The organism is Eubacterium sp. OM08-24 (genome assembly GCF_003438075.1).
In the GTDB taxonomy this organism is placed as follows: domain Bacteria; phylum Bacillota; class Clostridia; order Oscillospirales; family Acutalibacteraceae; genus Ruminococcoides.
Genome location: NZ_QSTA01000002.1, coordinates 278,084 through 299,709, shown reverse-complemented (window position 1 = coordinate 299,709; position 21,626 = coordinate 278,084). Strand labels below are relative to the sequence as shown.

Here is a 21,626-nt window from a genome sequence, read left to right as displayed (position 1 = left end):
AAGTCGTTTTATTCTGCAAGTATTGCCATACCTTTTTCAAGTCTTGCAAGTGACTCATCTCTGCCGAGAATGTCAAGAATTTCAACAGCACCGCCCGGTGTAACGGTTTTGCCTGCGGCGGCAATTCTTACAGGCCACATTACCGTGCCGTTTTTAAGCTCTTTTTCGACAGCCATATTAATAAGGCAATCGTGAATTGAAGTTTCGTTCCATTCAGGCAGAGCCTTTAATCTGTCATAAGCCTCTTTCAAAACTACGGGTGAATTTTCAAGATTTGTCTTGCTCTTTTTATTTACGAAAAGCTCCTTTGTGTAGCTTGGCAATTCCGCAAAGAAATCGAGCATTTCGGGAATTTGTGTAAGCTGAGTTGTACGCTTTTGGAGTATTGCCGCAAACTTTTCGTATGGCATCTGTTTGTCGCCGAATACCTTTTTATAGTAAGGCATTGCAACCTCGGTGAATTTTTCAGGGGTCATAGCCTTGATGTATTCGCCGTTAAACCAAGAGAGTTTATCGTAGTCAAATACAGCGGGTGACTTGCTGATGCCGCTTATGTCAAATGCCTTTTCAAGCTCCTTAAGAGTGAAAATTTCCTGATTGTCTTTCGGGCACCAACCGAGAAGTGCAATATAGTTAATGATGGCTTCCGGTAAGTAACCCTCGTCAATCAAATCATAAAAGCCTGTTGCACCGTGACGCTTTGAAAGTTTGGATACATTGCCGTCAGCGTCCTTACCCATAATGAGCGGGAGGTGAATATAAGTAGGAATTTCCCAACCGAATGCCTCGTAAAGGAGGTTGTACTTAGGTGTTGAGCTAAGGTACTCACAGCCACGGACAACATGAGTAATGCCCATTGTGTGGTCGTCGATAACATTTGCAAAGTTATATGTCGGGTAGCCGTCTGTTTTAATAAGAATTTGATCCTGCAACTCTGTATTTTCAACAGTGATTTCACCGAAAACAGCGTCGGTAAACGATGTACTGCCCTCAATCGGCATTTTCTGACGGATTACATACGGAACGCCCTCGGCGAGTAGTCGGTCGATTTCTTCCTGCGGAAGATCACGGCAATGTCTGTCATAGCCGCCGCCGACTGTTTCGTTCTGGATTTTTTCAAGGCGCTCTTTTGAGCAGAAGCAACGGTAAGCCTTGCCCTCTTTTATAAGCTGTTCGGCGTAAGGAAGATACATATCCTTTCTCTCTGACTGAACATAAGGGCCAAAGTCGCCGCCGAGGTCAGGACCTTCGTCGTGTTGAAGTCCTGCAAGTTTTAAAGTATTATAAATAACATCAACCGCACCGTCAACAAGTCTTTCACGGTCGGTATCTTCAATTCTCAAAATAAATTTGCCGTTTTGGGATTTTGCAACAAGGTACTCGTAAAGAGCGGTACGCAGGTTGCCGACATGCATAAATCCTGTTGGACTTGGTGCATATCTTGTACGAACTGTAAGCTCAGGCATAGTTTTAACCTCTCTCTATAAAAATTAGCTTTATTCTTTATTATATCAATAACAGCGATACTTTTCAATATTTAAAGCCGTTTTTTTAGGCGCATCGTAAAGTTTATTACAATAGAATCAGCCACAAAGCAGGAAGTCCAAGGTTGCTGACTTTGCTCGTGTAAGAAAATGGGATACTTAAAGGGAAAGGAACTCGAAAATCCTTTCCCCTTAAGGTGCTTTCTTTCGGAGTTTTTTAATATAAAACTAAAGGTATATAACGGAAACATACTTATAAACCGTAAATCAAAAACATTACTTTAATTAAAACTCAACGCACAGCGCTTTTATAGTTGTCATTGAGAATGTTATAGGAATTTTCAAGATATTTCTGTTCCGAGGGGGTTAATTTCAGCTCAAGTATTCGCTTTGCACCCTCACTGCCGATTATTGCCGGATTGCCGAGGAATACATCTTTTTTGCCGCCGTACTCGCCACGCAATCGTACAGACACAGTCAGCACAGAATTTTCGTTTTCGAGTACAGCTCTCGCAACTCTAACGATTGCCATTCCTATGCCGTAGTAGGTCGCTTTTTTAGCCACTATTATTTCATGTGCGGCAGTGCGCACCTCTCGGCTGATTTTGTCTAAGTCCTCCATAAAATAGCTTTTCGGATTGTCGGCGAGTACATCGCATATCGGCTTTACCGCTATAAGCGCCTGCGACCAAGGTACAAATTCACTGTCACCGTGTTCGCCGATAACATAGGCGTGTATGTTGCGTGGGTCAACTTCAAAGTATTCGCCCAAAAGATACCTAAGCCTTGCGGTGTCAAGGGTTGTACCCGTGCCGATTACTTTTTCGGCTTTAAATCCCGAAAGCTCGCAGGTGATTCTTGTCATAATGTCAACTGGATTTGTAGCGACAATAAATATGCCGTCAAAGCCGCTTTCGGTTACCTGCGGAACAATTTTTTGGAATATTTCGTAATTCCCTTTTAAAAGGTCAAGCCTGCTTTGTGACGGCTGTCGCTGGTTTGCGCCTGCGCATATCACCACAATGTCGGCGTCTTTGCAATCGCTGTAACTGCCTGCGTAAATTTTGGTGCTTGCAGGCGAAAAGGCAATGCCGTGGTTTAAGTCCATAGCCTCGCCTCTTGCTCTCTGCTCGTTTATGTCAATCAGCGCAAGCTCATCGCAAAGATTTTGATTTAGTGCCGCATAAGCAAAGCTCATACCCACCATACCCGTACCTATGAGTGCGATTTTCTTTTTGTTTGTAAACATATAAATTCCCTTTCCTGTTAAATATATTGATAAATATATTTATTACAAAATAAAATGAATTTATACAGCTGTATGTGCATTACTTTGGAAAAAAGTGCTGAAAAAACACAACGAAAAATGACGAATTTGTATTGAAACTTTATCAATGTTATGATAAACTATACTTAAGCATATGATGCGATTTTATGTGTTGATTTTAAAAATTTATGCGAAGGGATAGATTTGAGATGTATAAGATAGTTAAAAAGAAAGCACTCAACCCTACCGTAACTCTTATGGAAATTGACGCTCCGCTTATCGCTAAAAAAGCGCAGCCGGGTCAGTTTATTATCCTCAGAGTTGACGAGGACGGTGAGCGTATTCCGCTTACCGTTGCAGGTTATGACAGAGAAAAGGGTACAGTCCGCATTATTTTCCAGATTGTGGGTGCTACAACAGAAAAACTCAACCACTTAAATGAGGGCGATTGCCTCCACGATTTTGTAGGCCCTCTCGGTGTTCCTACTCATACAGATGGCTACAAAAAGGTTTGCGTTGTAGGCGGCGGCGTAGGCTGCGCAATTGCACTTCCTATCGCTGAAAAGCTCCACGAGCTTGGCGTAGAGGTTCACTCTATTGTAGGTTTCAGAAACAAAGACCTTGTTATTCTTGAAGATGAGTTCAAGGCTTGTTCAGATAAGTTTGTTATGATGACAGATGACGGCTCTTACGGCAGAAAGGGCGTTGTTACTGCTCCTCTCGAAGAGATGATCAAGGCAGGCGAGAACTACGACCTCGTAATTACTATCGGCCCGCTTATTATGATGAAGTTCGTTGTTAAGACCACTAAGCCTTACAACATTCCTACCACAGTTTCTATGAACCCGATTATGATTGACGGTACAGGTATGTGCGGCGGCTGTCGTCTTACAGTTGGCGGCGAAACAAAGTTTGCTTGCGTTGACGGCCCTGATTTTGACGGCTTCCAGGTTGACTTTGATGAGGCTATGAAGCGTGGCGCTATGTATAAGGACTTTGAGCGCAAGGCTCACAGCGAAGCATGTAATCTGTTTAAGAAGGAGGTTGAGTAATTATGCCTAATATGTCACCTAAAAAAGCTCCTATGCCTACACAGGAGCCTAATGTAAGAAATAAAAACTTCCTTGAGGTAGCAACAGGTTACACAGAAGAAGTTGCAATCGAAGAGGCACAGCGTTGCCTTAATTGTAAGCACAAGCCATGCGTATCGGGCTGTCCGGTACATATTTCAATTCCTGATTTTATCAAGGAAGTTGCACAGGGCAACTTTGCAGGTGCTTATGATGTAATTTCAAAGTCAAGCTCACTTCCTGCTGTATGCGGTCGTGTTTGTCCACAGGAAACTCAGTGCGAGTCTAAGTGCGTAAGAGGTATTAAGACAGAGCCTGTCGGCATTGGCAGACTTGAGAGATTTGTTGCCGACTGGCACAACGCTCAGACAGATGTTGTTGTAAACAAGCCTGAGCCAAACGGTCATAAGGTAGCAGTGGTAGGTTCAGGCCCTTCTGGTCTTACCTGCGCAGGCGACCTTGCAAAAATGGGTTACGATGTAACAGTATTTGAGGCACTCCACCTTGCAGGCGGCGTACTTGTTTACGGTATTCCTGAGTTCAGACTTCCGAAGTCAATCGTTCAGAAAGAGGTAGACACACTCAAGGCTCTCGGCGTTAAGGTTGAAACAAATATGGTTATCGGCAGAGTTATCTCTATTGATGAGCTTATGGACGATATGGGCTTTGAGGCCGTATTTATCGGTTCGGGCGCAGGTCTTCCAAGATTTATGAAGATTCCCGGTGAGAACCTTTGCGGTGTTTACTCAGCAAACGAGTTCCTCACAAGAACAAACCTTATGAAGTCCTACAAAGAGGACTCAGCTACACCTATTATGCACGCTAAAAAGGTTGCTATCGTAGGCGGCGGTAATGTTGCTATGGACGCAGCCCGTTGTGCTAAGCGTCTTGGTGCAGATGAAGTTTACATTGTTTACAGAAGAAGTGAAGAGGAACTTCCTGCAAGAAGAGAAGAAGTTGAACACGCTAAGGAAGAGGGCATTATCTTTAAGCTCCTCAACAACCCTGTTGAAATTCTCGGCGATGAAAACGAGTTTGTTACAGGTATGAAGTGCGTTGAGATGGAACTCGGCGAGCCTGACGAAAGCGGAAGAAGAAGACCTGTTGTTAAGCCTGACAGCGAGTTTGTACTTGATGTTGACGCAGTTGTAATTTCTATTGGCACATCACCAAACCCACTTATTAAGGCTACAACAAAGGGACTTGAAACACAGAAGTGGGGCGGCATTATCACTGATGAGCACGGTCTTACATCTCGTGAGGGCGTATATGCAGGCGGTGACGCTGTAACAGGTGCTGCTACAGTAATTCTTGCAATGGGTGCAGGCAAAACAGCCGCAGCAGCTATTGACGAGTACATTAAGAGCAAAGAGTAATTCTTATATAAAAAAATTTACCCGATTATAGCAAAAGCTATAGTCGGGTATTTTTTGTGTGTTTCATCGCTAAGATTAATAATTAAGGCTCTTTATCAAAAGTTGGTGTAATTATGGTTTGGTAAAATAATTAAAAAATTTAAGTCAAGCCTTTTTAAAGGCTTGCGGGTTTGGGCAGAGCCCATAAAAAGTTTTCCTTACATCAAATTATCGGGCGCAAACAGCAAAGCTGTTTGCGTGCTAAGACAATGTTTTGAAAACAGGCGATAGCCTTAAAAAGGGGAATAGATAAAATAATGTGCCGTCATTGCGTAGCAATGACGGCACAAATTATAGGGAGTATCTTTTCTCTGTTGCTGTCGCATTGGCTTTCGCCATTGTGTTCAAGTTGCCAAACGGCAGCCGTTTGGCTGTCAAAAATTTGAGATAACCGAAAATATTTGTGGGCATTGCCCACACCCACAACCTTTGAAAAGGTTGACCAAACTTTTAACTTTGGGACGGAAAGTTTGGCTGTTGCTTTACTTTGTTGCCCGACTTAAGCTAAGCAAAATGAACTTAGAATATTTCACACAAAAACTCCCCTTGAGCATTAGCCAAGGGGAGTTAATCATTTAATTTTATTTTAAGAATGTTGCAAATCTCTTTGTTACCAGTGCAAATACAGCATAACAGCCAAAGCCTGCAACTACAATAATCCAGCGGACAAGCCACAAATCCATAAGCAGATACGCAAGCACGATGGCAACTATAAATATTATTGTCGGCAATGCAAACTGTCTGATAGGGAAGAGGTCTTTGTCGAGCTTTCTTGAGTGACGGGAGTGCATTATAAAAGAAACCATATAAGACGCTACCGTTGTAAAGCAGGCTGCCATACCGCCGAACATCGGCACAAAAATAAAGTTGAGCACAATGTTTGTAACTGCCGCCACAATGGTGTTGAATGCTATGTATTTTGTGGACTTGTAGTAATATTCTACATTTACATAAACCGTATACATATACATTTCAAAAGATGCAAATACAAGCGGCGGAATCATATATATACCGCTGTAATACTCCTTTGTAGCCATAATTTTTACAATTTCAGGCGCAACAAACATCAGGCAAAGCATTACAACAAGGGCGATTTCAAGGTACTTTGTAATATTTTTGTTGATGATATTCTTTTCATTGGTCATCAGCTTTCGTGTAAACCAAGGCACCCACACCGCCTCAAGAGATGCGGTAACAGCCATAGCAACCATACTTAGATTATAAATCAGGCTGTAAACACCTGTTTCGGAAGAATTATACAGGTTGGTAATCATAATTCGGTCTGAGCTTGACAGCAGTACAAGCGAAAGTCCGTGGAAAATAAGCGGCAATGAGTAGGTGAGGGCATATTTCCAATACAACTTGTTAAATACCTTTTTGCCCCTTATAAATGACGCAATCACAAAGTATATGCCCACTATGGTGTAAACAGCGGCATATGGGATAATGTAACCCATATACTTATTGTCGCCATGCATATTTAGAATTGTTATAATTGCGGCAACCTGTATCGTCAGGTTCGGCAGTGCCAGCAAAAGGGTCTTTTTTATGTAGTCAACCTTCATCATATATTTGGTGGTCATTGCGGTTGATACAAACTGAAAATACGACTGCATAAGACAGCAGATTACAAGCACAATGTCAATGTCGCTCCATATGAGCATTCCTGTAATTATGAGCGCCGAAGAACCCAAAAAGCTGAGAAGTGACAGTCCGTAGATTGAGGACATATATCCCTCGATATCGTCACCAAAGTCAATGTAAGCCGTTCTTATTGAGTTGCCGAGCGACATACCCACTATGAGTGTAAGTATGCTTACCCACGAAAGGTAGGTTTGCGATATACCGTACTCAGAGGTTGTGAGAAGTCGTGTGAATATAGGGATTGTAAAGAAAGCAAGCGCTTTGTTAAAAAGATTTCCTACAAGGTAAAATGCGCTCGCTTTAAGGCTTTTGTTGCCCTTTCCCGCTTTACTTGCCAAGTGAAAGTCACTTCCTTAAATAATAATGATAGCTGTGTTTTTTCTTCAGCGAATGCTTTTCTTTTTCTTCAAAAATAAAGTTTCCGTCCTCGTCCTTTTTTGGCAGAGCATAAGGAATAAAGGCGGCCAAAGTAAGGATTGAGAAGAAGTAGTAAATGTTGTAGTATGCCTCGCTTTGCAGCATAATCATAAAGGCACAAATTGCACCCGATACAACAAAAGGAATTTTGCCGTTTTTTCTGTTTCTATACAGCGCCACACCGCAGATGATAAGAATTGCAAAGAAGATTAAAAATCCCGGCAGGCCGCTTTTGTATAAAAGGTCAAGATAATAGTTGTGGGCATGGGTAGCGCCGATAAGATCTCGTGATGCCTGATTTTCAATTTCACCAACACCAAATACAGGCGATTTTGCAAAGGCGGCAAGCGCACTGTCCCAAATCTTAGTTCTTCCCGTAAAGGTAAGGTCCCTGCCGAGCATATCTACAATAATAAACGCAAATGCCTCCTGTAATCTGAGGATGATTACACCGAAGAAATACGCAATATTTATTGCGAGATAGGTAATGATATTGAGAAAATTCGGCATTTTGTTTATGAGTGCAAGCAAGAGGAAGAGTGTAAATACAGTCATACCGATTACACTTGTTGCCGAGAACGCAAGTATTACAGTGGCAAACGATACCGCAGTAATTACAAATGACGAAAGCGTCAGCTTGTTGTATTTTCTCAGTGAGCGAACTATTGAGAAGATAATCGCAGGGAAAAACAGCATAATTGAGTTGTTTCTGTATCCGAGAAAGTAGTTTTGCGTATAGTTATTAAATTCGTACATACCTTGCGGAAACAGAATTATAGTTGCAAAATTTATAAGCACAAACAGTCCGAGCGTAAACGATGCGCCGTCAAGCAGTGCGTCGGGGTCTGTTTTCAGTCCCATTTCCACAACAAGGCAGATTGCAAGCGCATTGAATATGGCGAGAAACAGCGAGGTGTAATTACCTCCGCAATAAATTGTTGCAAGTACACGCCACACCTCAAAGAAAACTATTCCTACAAAGAACAGCGACACTTTTTGGTAAAAGTAAAAGAACCATACGCCGAGAACGGCTATTACCATAACCTTAAACACATTTGATATGGTATCGAATGTGTGCAGCGCAGGCATTTGAGAAAACATTGCAGGCTTATAAAGCACCATAAATACAAGGGCGATAAACCAGCGTTGATTCATTAACTTTTTCATTATAACCTCCTTATATTACAGCATCTTTTTAAGCCTTTTAAGGACGGGTAAAATACCGAGTTTGCTTAAAACTTTGTTGCGTTTAATTTTAAATTCCCTCTTTTTGTCAACCGTTGCATATTTAAACACAAGTTCGTCAAAAGGAACGGTGTCAAGCCGATTAAAGAAAGCCTCTCTGTTTGGGTGCGCCTTTGTCGGTGTGCCCATAACAGGATAGGTGAGCCTGAGCTTTTCTTTTGGAATATCTCTGAAAAAGATTTCGCTTTTAATATTGTCAAAGAGCTTTTTACCTTTTTCGTTGTTTAGCAGTACAAAAGAAATTCCCTTGTGGTCGTCAAGGTCGGGAAAAATCTGCTGAATAAGCCACAAATCTCCGAGTGTAATATCGCTGATTCGTGGGAAAGACTTTAGTCGGCAGGTGCTGCAAGCAGGACGGTTGAAAAGTGAAAAACCAAATCCTCTTGCGAAGGCATCGTCTTTCCAAAAAGCCGATTTTTCGTGGTCTTTATACTTAATGGTGAGGGAATAATTTTCCCAGCTTATCCTTTTGTCACGGAAAGAAACCGAGTCGATATGTTCGTTATTCGCATTTGCAAATTCAAGGTACTTATTCCAAATTTTAGGTGACGGAGCACCATGGCAAAACAAATCAACCGTTATAAGATTTTCGTAATCCTTGCCCAAAAAGCTCTTTAGCGCCCTTATCTGACAGGGAGTGCCTGAGAAAAGAACCGTTTTCTTATTATCGAGCAAGGCTTTGGTTTCCTTATAAATGCCCTGAGTGTTACTCTGAACATATTTTGAACTTCTGAATTTTTTAAGGTCATCTATATTATCAACGGCAATGTGTCTTACACCGAAGTTTTCATCAAACGCAGCGCCTATAACAACGCCGCCGTTGCTTATTATCGCTTTTGCAAGGTGGGTAAAAATTCCGCCCGAAGTGCTCTCGTGGCGAATATTCTCATCTTTGCTGTATGCCGCAACAGCCGAAAATTCAGCTGTGCCCTTTTTAAACTGCTTTATCGGGCAGGCTTTAATGCACGCACCGCAGCCTATGCACGCCGATTCGTCAACATTTGCATACACAAATCCCTCGCTGTCGGGTTTCATACTTATAGCTTTGACAGGACATTTGTCGGCACACGCCGAACAGCCGCAGCAATCGTGCTTGTCATACAGCTTTATATGTTTTTCATGGGCAGGCAAAATTCCGTCAAGCGCAGCGGTAATGTATTCGGCAGAATGAGCCTTTAATTTTTCAAGCCTTGCCTGCACCTGTGTATAATCAATAGTTTTGTTTAGTTTGCCGTCCCATTCGTCGGCAAGCTCGCTGTCTTTTATCTGTCTGTATTCAAGACCAAGGCTTTTTAAAAGTGACTCAAGCCTTGTGTTGGTTGAACCCTTAGTGCCCTGAGCAAAGCGCTCGAATACAAAGTATTGCCTTTCAAAAATGGTAGAGAACACACTGCCATGGAAAGAATCGGTGCAAACATACTTTGCGTTTTTAATAAGGTTTACAAAGCCGTCGGGCGCAATATCATAAAGCGCAAGGTCAGCATATCCGTTGTCCGACTCCGTATAGCCGTCAATATACGGCAGGCACACAACCCTTAAGCCTGTTTTTTCGGCGAGCTTTCTAACCTTTTTTCTATGCTCAGGATTTTTGCCGAGGAAGTAGCAGAATATGTACTCGCCGTCAACCTTCGGTGTACTTCCGCTCATTTTGTCCCATATTTTCTTGTCAACCATAAGGGTTGGGTCAAGAACAAGCTGAGCCTCTTTGTTTGTGAGGTTTTTTATTATGTCGCAGCCGCTCATCTCTCGGCAGGAAAGGCTGTCAAAGCCGTTGATAGCTGATTTATAAAGGCTTTCATCGGCTTCCTCAACCGAGCTTATGCCAAAACTCGGCGCATACGCAATTCTGCGAGTTCCCTTTGGAACGAAAGAAAGCGTGTAATACTGCTGTTGAATATGAACAGGCAGCCAAATTTGGTCACTTCCGCAAATTACGGCATCGTATCTTTTGCTGTATTCTTTTAGAGCTGCAAGGCTGAGAAAATTACGGGTTATGCGCAGATTTTGATTTACAAAATTGTCAAAGCCTGCGTTCCTCTGAGCCATACACTTTGAGTATTCCACATTGCCTGCCATACGTATGGATAGATTTATAGCAATGTCACCAAATCCGTACTTTGAGTATTCCACATTGCCTGCCATACCCTTTTGCGACTTTTTATATTTGATTTTTGCCGCAAGTTTTTTGGGCGAGAGCAGTGTGGCGAGCTTGTCTTTTTTGCTCGATGTATATGTAAAATTGATAATTTCGGTATCATATCCCATTTCGGTAAATATGGACTGCATAGCATATGCCTGCAATTTTGTACCGTAATTTTGAGTTTTAAATGGGGTTGCCAGACCTAACATAAATTTCTGAACCTCCGAAGTTTAGTTGCCTTTTGTTTTATCTTCATAAAATTGCTGCAGCTTTTTAGCCTCAACAGAAATTTCAAAGCCGCAGTTTTCTATTTCCTTAGCCATATCTTTTCGCTCGTAGTCAAGGCTGTTTTCAAGAATTTGCTTTGCCCAGAGTTTATCCTCTGACTGAGAATCAATAAAGTGCATAAGCGGTGTGCAGTCAACCTCCTCAGGCACAACCTTTGCCGTACCAAAGGTCATAAGACCTGCCGCCTGAGCCTCAATATACACAATGCCAAAGCCCTCGTATCTTGACGGAAGAACAAATGCGTCAAATGCCTGCATAACATCGGGCACATCTTTTCTAAGTCCCGTATAGGTAATTTTATCGGAAAATCCGTTCTCTTCAGCATATTTTTTAAGTCCGTCAAATTTTGCATAGCTTTTGTAGTCGCCGACTATAACAAGGTGAGAATCGGGGTGGAGCTTGCAAATTTCATTGAATATGCTCAACATTCTTTCGGGATTTTTCTGATAATAAAGTCTGCCTACAAAGCCTATCGCAAAGGTGGTGTCGGCTATGCCAAACTCGTTTCTTATTCTTTTTCTTGTGCTCGGATTGTAGGAGTAGCTTTTTGTATCAATCGCATTCGGTAAAACTCTGAATTTGTTTTTTTCAAGGATTTTGTCGCCGAAAAGATACCTGCCTGCGTCCTTACTGCAAGCAAAAAAGTCTGTTGCGTAGCGGCGAAGTCCTACCTTTAGCACACTGTTATACATTCTTTTTACAAAGCTCGGATTGTTTACATACGCAAGGTGTGCGTGGGCAATTCTTGTTTTTATGCCGTATTTTTTGCCGAGCTTGCAGTACAGCGCCGACCATTCCTCCATATTTGAGTGGAGAATATCGTAATTGCCGTTTTTCATAATCTCGCTGACCTGCCTGATGTTCTCGCTCAGATTTTGCGATTTGGGAGTAACACGAAAAATATTACAGCCCATTTTTTCAAATGCGTCCTCGTTAAGACTGCCGTTTTTAACTGACGGCAAATCATCAATTATGATGTCAAATTTTACATCGTTGTGGTTCATATGGGCGTAAAAGTTCAATAAAACAGCACCCACACCGCCACCGTTGATTCCGACAGCAATCTGTAATACTTTCATTTTCGTTTCCTTCCTGTTTTGCTTAATGCAGTTTTTTCAGTACCCTCTTTACGCCGAGAGGTATCATTTTTTTGATTTTGGTTTTCGGGTTTACCTTGAACGCAAGTTTTGTTTTGACATAGCTGTCAAAATCTAAGCCGTCAAAGCCGTCATAAATTGTATCTCTGCACGCCGGTCTTTCTGATGCCACGACAAGGTTTGAGTTCATAGCAGAGGCTTTTTCGTAATCCGATTCTATAATTTCGAGCCTGTCTTTTATCAGGTCAAAATAATCTTTGCCCTTTTCGGTATTTACGAGTACGAGAGATACTCCGTTTTCGTCATAAAAATCGGGGTGGAATTTTTGAATACCCCAAAAATCGGCAAGCGAAATATCGCCCACTCTGTTTTTATTGGCAAATTTACATTCGTAACAGCTCTCTCGGTAGGTTTTGCAGTAGAGAAAGGCGCTGTAATACGGGTCAAAAAATCCGTAGTCCGACTTGCTTTTTTTGCCGTTTTCAGCCTTGTAATACAAGTCCCAGCCTCGTTTTTCTTTACTTCTGAAATTGTATGAGGTGAGTTTTCCGCCGAGCTTTCTGCCCATATAGTCAACATAATTTTTAAAGAGCGCAGGACTTGGCACACCATGGCACACAATGTCAACGGTAAGCAGTTTTTCGCAGTCCTTGTTAAGGAATGTTTTAAGTCCTGCGACCTGACAGCCTGTACCGCTGAACAAAACATATTTATCGTCTGCAAGCAAGGTTTTTACCTGCTTATAAATACCTCGGGTGTCGCTCTGCACGTACTTAGAGCTTTGCAATTTGTAAAGCTCGCTTTCATTGCTTACGGCAATGTGCCTTGCAACAAGATTTTCGTCATATGCACAGCCGAAAACAACGCCGCCCCTTGCAAGCACTTCCTTTGCAAGCGGAATAAAAAGTCCGCCCGATGTGCTTTTAAAAGCCGAGGTGCGGTCTTTGTACTTTGCCGCATACACCTTTGGCTCATCGCAACGCTTTGCGTCAGTCATAATGGGGCAGTGCTTTACGCACAGACCGCAGTCAACGCACTTGCTTTCGTCAACAACAGGGTAGAGAAATCCCTCGCTGTCGGGTTGTATGGTTATACATTTTTTAGGACAAATCTGCTCACAGCCTGAGCAGCCGCAGCAGCTTTTGCCAAGCTGAAGTATATTGTTCACAATTAATCACCTATCATATTTTTAAGAATATCAAGAGATTTTTTACGCTCTGCCGATATTTTTTCGTTTACCTTTTCAAAATCTATTTTTTCGCTGTCAATGTCAAAGTCGTTGTAGCTTTTGAGTATTCTGTTTTCGTAGCCGATAAGCTGAAGAATACTTGAGATTCTTTCGCTGTAACTCTTTGGCAGAACATCGGTAAATTGTGTGTTAAGACCGATTGCAAAGGCAGTGCCATGGAAAGAATCGGTAAGGAAATGCTCGGCATTTTTTATGTACCACAAAAATTCACCGATTGGCGGACAGCAAACAAATTTGCCGCTCCTCACAATATGGTGGAAACAGTGGCTCAGTCGGTAGAGTTTAAGTCCTTTTTTCTTTGCGTACTGCTTTGCGTATTCGTCAAATTGTTTGTTTGGGTGGAGCTGATACACAAGCACATATTTTTCGCTGCACTCTCGCTGAGGTATGAGCTTTTCCCACTCCGATTTTTCAAGCAAAAAGGTAGGGTCAAGCACCTGCTCGGCAGGCACTCCGAGTTCGTTTGCGATTTTTACACCGCTGTTTTCACGAATTGTAATTTTATCGTAGCGTTTAAGCCACTTTTTAATGTTTTCTTTGTCCTTTGGCAAAACTTCACTGCCGCCAAAACTTGCGGCATATGCAATCTTCTTTGCACTGTCGGGCAAAAACGACAGAAAATATACAGGGTCAATCTCACCGCACACAACGGTATTCCACACCTGATCACTGCCTGTCATATAAATATCTGCCTGAGGAATATCGGCGGCAAGCTCCTGTTCGCTGTTGTATTCCTTGTCGGTCACCTTAACGATTTTTCTGTACTCTGCAAATCGCTTATCCGCAAATTTATATACGGGATTTTGAGTTGCTTTAAAAACAAGACGAGTGAGTGCATTTTTATTCCACTTTGCACTCACACTTTTGAGTCTTGTGTCAACAAGATTTTCGGTTTTTTCGTCTGTTCGGTAATAATCTATACATACGGCATTTGCGCCGAGCTTTTCAAGAGCGGTTTGTGTTGCATATGCCTGAAGTACAGAGCCGTAGTTAGATACGGCATGTCTTGTAAGATATGCAACGGTTTTCTTCTTTTTCATACTTTCCTCTTTATTTTTGCTTTTTACTTCCAATGAGTTTTATGTAATAATCTGTAAGTCTTTGTGCGTATGTTTCAGGTGAAAATTCAATTTTTGCTTTTTGGACAGCACGAGTGCTCATAGCTTTATATTCATCTTGAGAAAGGGCACATACCTTTTCAATTGATTTTTTTAGGTCATCGCTATTAAAGGGCTTACATACAAATCCGGTTTTTCCGTTTTCTACAATTTCAGGAAGACCGCCGTAATTCGTTACAATTACCGGCTTGCCCTGCGACATTGCCTCCATAATTGCGTAAGGTCCGTTTTCATACCATTCACTTGGAAGAATAATACACTTTGCCTCTGCGACGAACTTTTTGAGCTCATTGCCTGATTTAAAGCCGAGCATTTTAACCTTGCCCTCAAGGTTGTGAGAAGATATGTATTCTTTTATTTCATCCTCCATAGGACCAGTGCCGAGAATAATAAGAGGTATATTATTGTTCAACTTTTCTACAGCTTTCAAGAGAGTGAGAACGCCTTTTTCTTCTGAAATTCTACCAAAATATAACAGGTAGTTCTTATCAGGATTACTGTCTGAATATACTGTATCAGTAGGAAGAAAATTCTTCATGTGAATAATTTGGCTGTGAATAATTCCGGATTCCTCAAGCTTTTTCTTATAAAAATAAGACGGTGTTATATACAGGTCTATATCGTCATATATTTTCATTCGCTTATAGTTCATTGCCTCAATAGCGGCAAGCGTGCTTTTGGCGGTTGAGCCTTTTACACATTTATTTTTTATGCAGTTTAAATATTCGCCATGCAGACACTTTTCACACACCTTGCCATTTACAAGCATTTCATGATTTGGACAAACGCAATTCAAGTCATGAATTGTAAAAACAATTGGAATATTGTATTTTTTTATTGCTCGGACAATTGACAGTGTAATATGACGGTGCACAAGATTTATATGAACAATATCGGGATGCTCAGTTTCAATTAGCAAAGAAATATTTTTTTTTGCCTCAAAAGAGTAGAGAACGCGAAACCCAGCCTTTACTTTTTGCAACTTAGAAATATTGCCATTGAAGTCAACATTGCTGACAAAGTACTTTTCTTGTTCACATGATTTGTTATGACTGTCCGCCATTGCAAAGTAGATTACATCATGCCCGAGCTCTGTAAGTAGCTTTGCAAGTCCAAAGTAGTAGGTTTCACTGCCGCCTTTTACATAGTGGTATTTATTTACAAGCAGAATTTTCATTTATTCGGCCCTGCCTTTTTGTTTTAATGCTCGTGCCATAGGGTAGAGCTTTGAGTGAACAAGCGAGATTACGGCAATCATCATACCCTTTGGCATGGCATTGCACACACTTGTCATCAGTTTTTTAGATTTCTTTCTGTCATCGGGGTACTGCGGAAAGTCTTTCCATGGCGACATAGCCTTGTACTTTAGGTAATCGCCGACAAACGGGTGGTTGTTGTTTTCGTTCCATGGTCGTGTACCCGACAAAAAGCACGAAGTATAGTGAATAATATACGGGTCTGTTACCGTTTCGCTGTACTCCTGTTCGCTTAGATGGTGCTCAGGCTTTCTGACCTTCATCAGGTCTTTAAAATTAAAGTCGAAGAATACAGTCATTGCATCATATTTTGTATGTACTACCTTTACAAGTCCCTTTTTGGCGAGAACACCGTTGAGCACACCTTGGTCAACATAGGTTATGTCGCCGTTGTGCGCAATGATAAAGTCGAGAAATTCCTTTTCAACATTCATCTCACGCCAGCTTTTAAGGTCAATGAGCAGTACGCCGTTGTTTGTGTAGGTGCTGTTGCTGTCAAGGTTAAGCTCGGTTTTGTAGCGGTCACTTCGGCAGTCGTCAACAGCCGCCACAACCTTGTCTCCGAGGTCTGTTTCCCAAAATTCCTTTAGCGAGTGGCGAATAACTGTGTCGCAGTCAAGATAAATACATCTGTCTATATCGTCAGGCAAAATGGTGCAAAGAAAAAGTCTGAAAAAGGTACTGATATTCCATCTGCCAACCTCAATTTCCACGCCTGCCTTTTTGTTGAGGTCGGGCTGAGGTATAAAGTGAATGGTGCGTCCGTATTTGCCGACCATTTCTTCAAAGCGATGTTTGTTCTCGGCAGAAATGCTGTTGTCTATCATATAAATATTGATGCTTTCAGAGTCTGTATTGTTATGAAGTAAAGACATTATCGACACACCCGCAATCGGTGCATAGCTGTCAGAACTTGAATAAACTATGTTCATTTTACCCTCCGTAAAAATATTTTTAAGTCATTATTTAAGATACTTTTCTTCAAATTCCTTAAACGACTGGAGATTTTTGTCTTTATCGGCTAAAATAAGATTTTCAATACCGCCGATTTCGTCAAACGGCCACTCAACGCCAAAGTCGGGGTCGTTGTACATAATGCCGTCATCGTACTCGCCGTAGAACTTTTCGCCGCATTTGTAAGAAACAACAGACGGCTCAAGCACAAGGTAGCCATGAGCAAAATGTTCGGGAACATAAAGTTCGTTCATATTTTCTTCGGAAAGGTAGAAACCCTGCCACTTTTTAAAGGTAGGGGAGTCGGGACGAAGGTCAACGATAACATCAAAAACCTTGCCTTTAATGCATCTTACAAGCTTTGCCTGCTCGTGGACTCTCTGAAAATGGAGAGCACGGATAACACCCTTGTGAGATACTGTGTAGAAAACCTCTGCAAGGTTGTGCTCAAGACCGTTAGCCTCGAAAACCTCTTTTGAGTAGTCCTTAATAAATGCGCCTCTTACATCTGTTGCGCAGAAAGGCTTTATAAGATATGCACCCTCAAAATCGGTATTGCAAAATTCAAACTTCTGAATCATATAAATAATCTCCTTAAAATGTTTCTATTCTGAAAATTAACCCATAATTTTCATAAAAACGCAGTTTGCATAACGAATATAAAGGGCGAAAGATAAATTTCGCCCTGATTTTTAGTCTACGGACTTAATCCACTCCATAGTAAGCCTTGTGCCCTCTGCAAAGGAAATCTCAGGTTTGAAGTGGCAGTCTGTTTCTATGTCGGTTGTATCAAATGCCTCAAGCGGCATATTTACACCTGTAAACGGCACATCACCGAAAATCGGTTTTGCCTCAGGTGCAAGCTCGTTCTGCATTTCTAGAATGAACTCCTTGAGTGGTCTTGCGTTGCCACTGCCTATTGTGTACTCTTTGTTTGCAATGCCGTATTCGCCGATTGCCTCAAAGGCTCTTGCAACATCGTCTATATAAATGAAATCGTAATTTTGTGTAGCGGCTGTAAACTGTAAAGGCTCGCCTGCAATAATTTTGCGAATTGTTGAATTAACAAATCTCGGCGAAAACTCACCTGCGCCGTAAGCGTTGGTAATTACCGCCCAGCAAAGGTCTATGTCAAGGCTGTTTGCAATCGGTTTGCAGATTGAACGGGCAATGAGCTTGCCTGCGCCGTAAATGTACGGCAAACCCGGTTTGCTTTTCTGAGTGTAAACCGCTGTATAGGTTTCCTTTTCCATAATAGAACCTGCGTTTACAAACTTTTTGCACTGCATTTTGTCGGCTGTTCTGAGCGCACGAGCTGTCCAAAGTGCGTTTTGCAGCTGAATGTTCTCGTCACATCTGAGCGGGCCTGCTGAGCCAACCCATGCAAAGTGGTAGAAAACATCAACATCTCTGTCTGAAATTTTATCAAAGAGAGTTTCAATTTCATCAAGCTCGCAGTACACAATTTCAATGCCGTCAAGCTTTTCTATGTTATTGATTTTTTCGTTTTCATCTTTTACAACGGCATAAACTTTAACTCCGTCAGCGCAAAGTCTTTTGCAGACATTTGAACCCACAAAGCCGTTTGAGCCTGTTACAATCGCCTTTTTCATCATAGAACCTCTTTTGTAGATGATATATTAAATTCTGCTCGCTAAAAATTCCGCAATCTGCTTGTCCATACATTCTCGCACATCGCCTTTTTCCATATAACAGCGTGACCATTCAACAGTTTTTTCAACGGCCTCAGTTACATGCCAATGCGGTTTCCAGCCAAATACAGCCTTGAGTTTTGAGCAGTCGAGTTTTAAGAAATTCGCTTCGTGTACGGCATTTTTCTCGCTCTTGTTTATCCATTTTATCTTGCCGTCCGCATACTTTACAAACAGGTCTACAAGCTCGCCCGTTGTAACGCAGTCGCACTCATCAGGACCTACATTGTAGTAGTCGGCAAATTTTATGTCCTCATACTGAGCCTTTGCAATCATAAGATACGCAAACAGCGGTTCAAGCACATGCTGATACGGTCTTGTTGAATGAGGATTACGAACGATTATATCTTCGCCTTTTTCAAGTGCACGCACGCAGTCCGGAATAATTCTGTCGTTTGCAAAATCGCCGCCGCCAATAACATTGCCTGCTCTTGCGGTTGAAATTGCCACTCTGCCGTCTGCAAAGAACGAATTTTTGTAGCTGTGTGTTACAAGCTCCGAACAGCTCTTGCTGTTTGAATACGGGTCAAAGCCGTCAAGCGGTTCGTTCTCACGGTAGCCCCACTGCCACTCCTTGTTTTCGTAAACCTTGTCTGTGGTAACATTCAAAAATGATTTTACGCAGTCCGACTGCCTTACGCACTCAAGAATATTTACAGTGCCCATAACATTTGTTTCGTATGTATAAGCAGGCATTTTGTAGCTGTCACGCACAATCGGCTGAGCCGCAAGGTGAAGTACAATTTCGGGCTGTGACTCGTCAAATGTCTTTTTAAGCAAATCAAAATCACGAATATCGCCGATAACGGACTTAATGTCGCCCTCAATATTTGCAATTTCAAATAAATTCGGGTTTGTAGGCGGATTTAGCGAGTAGCCTGTTACCTCTGCGCCTGCATTTGCAAGAATTTTGCAGAGCCAACTGCCCTTAAAGCCTGTGTGACCCGTAACAAATACTTTTTTACCTTTATAAAAATCAAGCATCAGTCATTCCATACCTTCCATGGAGCGTTGTTTGTGCTCCAGAGTTTTTCGAGCTTTTCTTTGTCACGAAGAGTGTCCATACACTGCCAAAAACCGTTGTGTTTCCAGCACATAATCTGACCCTCTTTTGCAAGCTGTTCCATAGGCTCACGCTCAAACATTATGGTGTCGTCCTTTACATAGTCGAGTACCTGCGGCTCAAGCACCATAAAGCCTGCGTTTATCCAACCTGAGTCAATGTCGCTCTTTTCACGAAATGCCTTTACCTTGTTGTCGCTTGAAAGGTCAAGCACACCAAAGCGGCTTTCGGGCTTGACTGCCGACATAGTGGCAAGTCTGCCGTTCTTTTTGTGGAACTCTAAAAGTGCGTTTATATCTACATCAGAAACGCCGTCACCGTAGGTCATAAAGAAAGGCTCGTTGCCTATAAAGTCACGCACTCTTTTGAGTCTGCCGCCTGTCATTGTGTTAAGACCTGTGTCAACGACCGTGACCTTCCACTGTTCGGCCCTTTTGTTATGTACGATTATTTTATCGTCCTGTGTAAAATCAAATGTTATGTCCGAAGTATGCAGAAAATAATCCGCAAACCATTCTTTAATTACATGCTGTTTGTAGCCTGCGCATATAATAAATTCATTTATGCCGTAGTATGAGTAAAGTTTCATAATATGCCACAAAATCGGCATTCCGCCTATTTCAATCATTGGCTTTGGCTTAAACTGCGATTCCTCGGAAATTCGTGTTCCGAAACCGCCTGCAAGTAATACCGCTTTCATTGCTTTTCCTCCTTAAACCGCACCTTCACGCTTGAATACAGAAATAAATGTTTTGAAAATTATTTTTAAATCAAGTAATACGGAACGATTCTTTACATAGTAAATTTCCATAGCTCTTCTGCGTGTATATGTAGTGTGACTTCTGCCGTTTGCCGCCCAAAAGCCTGTAAGACCCGGCTTTACGCTGAGCAGCATATTGCGGTAGTTACCGTAAATTTTAGTTTCAACATCCATAACGGGGCGAGGGCCTACAATAGAAATATCGCCCTTAAGAATGTTAATAAGCTGTGGAAGTTCATCAAGACTTGTTTTTCTCATAAAGTTTCCTACTTTTGTAACTCGAGGGTCGTTTTCAAGCTTAAAGTTTTTTTCGTATTCGGCTTTTTGCTCGGGGGTAAACTGCTTTATAAGTTCTTCCGCATTTGTTACCATACTTCTGAACTTATAGATTTTTATTGTTTTGCCGCCTTTGCCGACACGCTTGTGCGCAAAGAAAACAGGACCTTCGCTTGTGGTTTTTACAAGTATGGAAAGAATGATAAAAACAGGTGAAAGAACAATCAAACCGATGAGTGACCATACAATATCGAAAACACGCTTTACAAAATCGTAAATCGGCTTCGGCTTAACTGAATGTGTGTTTGATGCTGCCGCTTTCGATGTGTCGGTAATGTTTGCTTTTTCCATAATTGTTTTCGTTTTCTCCTCCGTAAATTTTTATCATACCCAATTAATTACCTGTGTAATTAAATAAAATTGCTCTGAAGTATTAAAGCTTAGTCTTTGGTTGAATTGCTGTAATATCCGCCGTATCTTGAGTAGTAACCCTTGCCTTTTCTTGTTTCCTGCGGTTTAACTCTGTTAAGAATAACTCCGATGATTTTTGCGTCTGTACGCTCGACTGTTTCTACGGTTTTTGCAAGCTCGGGATATGTAGTTGAGTTGTTTCTTGCAACAATTACCACACCGTCAGATGCCTTGAGAATCGGAACTGCGTCAATAACAATGCCGACAGGCGGTGTATCAAAAATAATGTAGTCGTACTCTTTTTCAACCGTCTTGATAAGGTAAGCCATAGCCTCACTCGCAAGCAGCTCGGACGGGTTAGGAGGAATTGCGCCGTAGGCAATCGCCTTGAGGTTGTCAATCTTAGTGTCCTTTATAATGTCTTCAAGCGAACACTCGTCATTAAGATAGTTTGTAAGACCGGGTGTAGGCTCAATTTTAAGTGCTGTGTTTACTCTCGGACGGCGAAGGTCGCACTCAACTACAAGCACCTTGGTGTCAACCTGCTGAGCAAGTGCCGACGCAACATTGATAGAGGTTACTGTTTTGCCCTCGCTCTTTGTAGATGATGTAAAAGCTACCTTTTTGCAGCCTTTTTTGAGAATTGAATAAGCTATATTTGTTCTTGCCGCCTTGTAAGATTCACGAACCTGAAAGCCGAGAACATCGGTATCTATTGAACGATCAATTTTTGTTTTATTCTTTTTCATTGCTGTGTAAC

General features: G+C 41.8%; 18 protein-coding genes. 2 read left to right on the top strand and 16 right to left on the bottom strand.

The features are described 5' to 3' along the window. Nucleotides 1–8: 8 nt before the first annotated feature. Together gltX and DXC23_RS06340 are read right to left on the bottom strand one after the other, a co-directional pair. Nucleotides 9–1,466 carry a glutamate--tRNA ligase gene (gene gltX / locus DXC23_RS06345; RefSeq protein ID WP_117705312.1) on the bottom strand — a complete coding sequence of 486 codons (1,458 nt, stop codon included), beginning with the start codon at nucleotides 1,464–1,466 and terminating at the stop codon, nucleotides 9–11. 310 nt (nucleotides 1,467–1,776) lie between these two features. After that, on the bottom strand, nucleotides 1,777–2,733 hold the full coding sequence (locus DXC23_RS06340; protein ID WP_117705311.1) for an L-lactate dehydrogenase: 957 nt from the start codon (nucleotides 2,731–2,733) through the stop codon (nucleotides 1,777–1,779). Between the two features lie 227 nt (nucleotides 2,734–2,960). On the opposite strand from DXC23_RS06340, the gene DXC23_RS06335 reads away from it, so the two are divergent. Beyond that, the gene (locus DXC23_RS06335) at nucleotides 2,961–3,803 is read left to right on the top strand and encodes a sulfide/dihydroorotate dehydrogenase-like FAD/NAD-binding protein (RefSeq protein ID WP_117705310.1); all 843 of its coding nucleotides are present in this window, start codon (nucleotides 2,961–2,963) and stop codon (nucleotides 3,801–3,803) included. Between the two features lie 2 nt (nucleotides 3,804–3,805). Continuing rightward, nucleotides 3,806–5,197, top strand: coding sequence for an NADPH-dependent glutamate synthase (gene gltA, locus DXC23_RS06330; RefSeq protein WP_117705309.1), 1,392 nt, complete (start codon nucleotides 3,806–3,808; stop codon nucleotides 5,195–5,197). Nucleotides 5,198–5,817: 620 nt separating this feature from the next. On the opposite strand, the gene DXC23_RS06325 is transcribed toward gltA, so the two are convergent. From DXC23_RS06325 to DXC23_RS06260, 14 genes are all read right to left on the bottom strand, one after another. Further along, entirely contained in the window at nucleotides 5,818–7,218 is a 1,401-nt protein-coding gene (locus DXC23_RS06325) for an oligosaccharide flippase family protein (RefSeq protein ID WP_117705308.1), read from the bottom strand. Nucleotides 7,219–7,225: 7 nt separating this feature from the next. After that, nucleotides 7,226–8,464 carry an O-antigen ligase family protein gene (locus DXC23_RS06320; protein ID WP_117705307.1) on the bottom strand — a complete coding sequence of 413 codons (1,239 nt, stop codon included), beginning with the start codon at nucleotides 8,462–8,464 and terminating at the stop codon, nucleotides 7,226–7,228. A gap of 15 nt (nucleotides 8,465–8,479) precedes the next feature. After that, a complete protein-coding gene (locus tag DXC23_RS06315) occupies nucleotides 8,480–10,891 on the bottom strand; it encodes a polysaccharide pyruvyl transferase family protein (protein WP_117705306.1) in 2,412 nt (803 codons plus the stop codon). A 21-nt stretch (nucleotides 10,892–10,912) separates the two neighbouring features. Then, entirely contained in the window at nucleotides 10,913–12,049 is a 1,137-nt protein-coding gene (locus tag DXC23_RS06310; RefSeq protein WP_117705305.1) for a glycosyltransferase, read from the bottom strand. A 22-nt stretch (nucleotides 12,050–12,071) separates the two neighbouring features. Continuing rightward, nucleotides 12,072–13,235: a Coenzyme F420 hydrogenase/dehydrogenase, beta subunit C-terminal domain gene (locus DXC23_RS06305; protein ID WP_117705304.1), complete on the bottom strand. Its 1,164-nt coding sequence runs from the start codon at nucleotides 13,233–13,235 to the stop codon at nucleotides 12,072–12,074. 2 nt (nucleotides 13,236–13,237) lie between these two features. After that, a complete protein-coding gene (locus tag DXC23_RS06300) occupies nucleotides 13,238–14,356 on the bottom strand; it encodes a polysaccharide pyruvyl transferase family protein (protein WP_117705303.1) in 1,119 nt (372 codons plus the stop codon). A 10-nt stretch (nucleotides 14,357–14,366) separates the two neighbouring features. Beyond that, nucleotides 14,367–15,611 carry a glycosyltransferase gene (locus tag DXC23_RS06295; protein ID WP_117705302.1) on the bottom strand — a complete coding sequence of 415 codons (1,245 nt, stop codon included), beginning with the start codon at nucleotides 15,609–15,611 and terminating at the stop codon, nucleotides 14,367–14,369. After that, nucleotides 15,612–16,622, bottom strand: a complete 1,011-nt coding sequence (locus tag DXC23_RS06290; RefSeq protein WP_022234686.1) for a glycosyltransferase family 8 protein — start codon at nucleotides 16,620–16,622, stop codon at nucleotides 15,612–15,614. Between the two features lie 30 nt (nucleotides 16,623–16,652). After that, nucleotides 16,653–17,225, bottom strand: a complete 573-nt coding sequence (gene rfbC / locus DXC23_RS06285) for a dTDP-4-dehydrorhamnose 3,5-epimerase (protein ID WP_117705301.1) — start codon at nucleotides 17,223–17,225, stop codon at nucleotides 16,653–16,655. A 111-nt stretch (nucleotides 17,226–17,336) separates the two neighbouring features. Further along, on the bottom strand, nucleotides 17,337–18,257 hold the full coding sequence (locus DXC23_RS06280) for an NAD(P)-dependent oxidoreductase (protein WP_117705300.1): 921 nt from the start codon (nucleotides 18,255–18,257) through the stop codon (nucleotides 17,337–17,339). A 27-nt stretch (nucleotides 18,258–18,284) separates the two neighbouring features. Continuing rightward, nucleotides 18,285–19,340 (bottom strand): CDP-glucose 4,6-dehydratase, encoded by a 1,056-nt coding sequence (gene rfbG / locus DXC23_RS06275; protein ID WP_117705299.1) that lies wholly within the window; start codon nucleotides 19,338–19,340, stop codon nucleotides 18,285–18,287. After that, a complete protein-coding gene (gene rfbF, locus DXC23_RS06270; RefSeq protein WP_117705298.1) occupies nucleotides 19,340–20,119 on the bottom strand; it encodes a glucose-1-phosphate cytidylyltransferase in 780 nt (259 codons plus the stop codon). The genes rfbG and rfbF overlap by 1 nt, the downstream gene beginning before the upstream one ends. A 12-nt stretch (nucleotides 20,120–20,131) precedes the next feature. After that, complete coding sequence (locus DXC23_RS06265) at nucleotides 20,132–20,806, bottom strand: sugar transferase (RefSeq protein ID WP_117705297.1); 675 nt, start codon at nucleotides 20,804–20,806, stop codon at nucleotides 20,132–20,134. A gap of 89 nt (nucleotides 20,807–20,895) precedes the next feature. Continuing rightward, complete coding sequence (locus DXC23_RS06260; protein WP_117705296.1) at nucleotides 20,896–21,615, bottom strand: CpsD/CapB family tyrosine-protein kinase; 720 nt, start codon at nucleotides 21,613–21,615, stop codon at nucleotides 20,896–20,898. Nucleotides 21,616–21,626 lie beyond the last annotated feature (11 nt).